The organism is Peribacillus sp. P4_D6, from assembly GCF_056401795.1.
Window position 1 is genome coordinate 1 of the sequence record NZ_JBFUIQ010000298.1, and the last position, 1888, is coordinate 1888.

Genomic DNA, 1888 nt, shown 5'->3' on the forward strand with positions numbered 1-1888 from the left:
GTGTCTGCTGTCTTGACAAGAATGTTGAGCACTTTATCCCCTTCCTTCAACAAGCTGTTAACCATCGATAATATCCCACGATCCTGCATGCCCTTCATGACTTCAAACGTTTCTTTAATCACTTCTTTATTTTCCAAAAGGGTACGCTCGATATCCTCGAGTTCAATCCTTCTTCTTTCTTCATCACTAATGCTGATTCGATTTATCACTTTTGTCGCTTTAGCCACGGTTCCTCTCCTCCTTTTTGATCTTCAAGAGGTCACCAGGGAATATATAATCTTCGCGGGCCCATTTTTTTTGTACTTGTACACCTATCTGCGGTTGGGGATTACCATTACGATGGTTGATGCTCGGCAATGGATTGTCTCCTTTGACCCTGAGCACTTCCATTTTTGCTTGAACTTCCTTATAGGCAGGAGTATCAGTATCTTTATCTGAATGGCTGCTTGTCAATTGGTTGATGGCCCCGTCACCTGAATCGTTCATCGGAAGATAAACTTCTTTACCTTTTACACGATCCGTAATCAGACATTCCACTTTTGCATGTCCATACGGTGAAGTAAGCCGAACAAGGGTGCCATCCTCAAGCCCTCTATCTTTTGCCAATTCCCGGGATACCTCAAGGAAGACCTTTGGCGTTTTGGAACTGATGCCTTTTGATTTATAGGTCATGTTTCCTTCATGGAAATGTTCCAATAAACGGCCATTATTCACATGGATATCGAACTCATCCCCAAAGTCAATCGGTTTGGTCCATTCGACTGGAAATAACCTCGCTTTTCCATCGGGAAACGGAAAAGCTTCCGTGAATAACAGTGGCGTATCTTTACCATCTGGCGTCACTGGCCATTGAAGACTGTTATAACCCTCCAAGTGTTCATACCTTACTCCAGCATATAAAGGCGATAATTTAGCGGCTTCTTCCATAATTTCACTTGGATGCTCATAATTCCAGCCGGCTCCTAACGAATTAGCGACATTCATTATAATTTGCCAATCAGGCTTTGAGTCGCCAAGCGGTTCAAAGACTTGATAAAGACGTTGAATACGGCGTTCGGTATTCGTGAAGGTACCTTCTTTTTCAAAGCTTGGGCTTGCGGGAAGGACGACATCCGCGAATTCAGCCGTTCTTGATAAGAAGATATCTTGTACCACAAAGAAGTCCAGTTTTTCAAATGCTTTATGGACATGATTGATATTCGAATCGACCAGACCCATATCTTCACCTTTTAAGTACATGGCTTTAATGGTACCTGAATGAATCCCTTCGACCATTTCATGATTATTAAGGCCAGGGTTTTCAGGAATTTTTGTACCCCAGATGTTTTCATATTTCGCGCGTACCTTTTCATCCGTTACTTTTTCATAACCTGGCAAGCGATCCGGCATACTGCCAAAGTCACTGGCACCTTGTACATTATTATGTCCGCGTAAAGGGTAAGTGCCTGTTCCTGGTTTACCGTAGTTGCCCGTTATGAGCAAGAGATTGGAAATTGCAGTACTCGTATCACTTCCTCCGCCATGCTGGGTAACGCCCATGGCCCAAAGCGCTGCAACGCTTCCCGCTTCATGAATGGTTTTTGCCAACGTAATTAACTCTTCCTTAGTTACGCCTGTTACTTTTTCCGCATATTCCATTGTGTAGGGTTCTAAAGTCTTGATATATTCCTCCATCCCATTTACACGATTTTTGATGAAGTCTTTATCTGTCCAACCTTTATCGACGATATATTTAGTGACGGCCGAAAGCCATATCATATCCGATCCCGGAGCAGGCTGGATGAAGAGGTCGGACCGGTCAGCCATTTCATGCTTTCTGATGTCTGCGACTATCAGCTTCTGTTTCCCCAGTTTATGGGAACGCTTAATTCTTGTAGCCAACACGGGG

The 1888-nt window shown here is 43.7% G+C and carries 2 protein-coding genes; both read right to left on the reverse strand.

The features are described from left to right. Positions 1-227: helical membrane plugin domain-containing protein (locus AC1DVB_RS26930; protein ID WP_477591886.1), on the reverse strand; the 227-nt coding region annotated here is incomplete at its 3' end. Next, the coding region (locus tag AC1DVB_RS26935; protein ID WP_477591888.1) for a molybdopterin oxidoreductase family protein at positions 220-1888 on the reverse strand (1669 nt) is incomplete at its 5' end. The genes AC1DVB_RS26935 and AC1DVB_RS26930, both read right to left, overlap by 8 nt.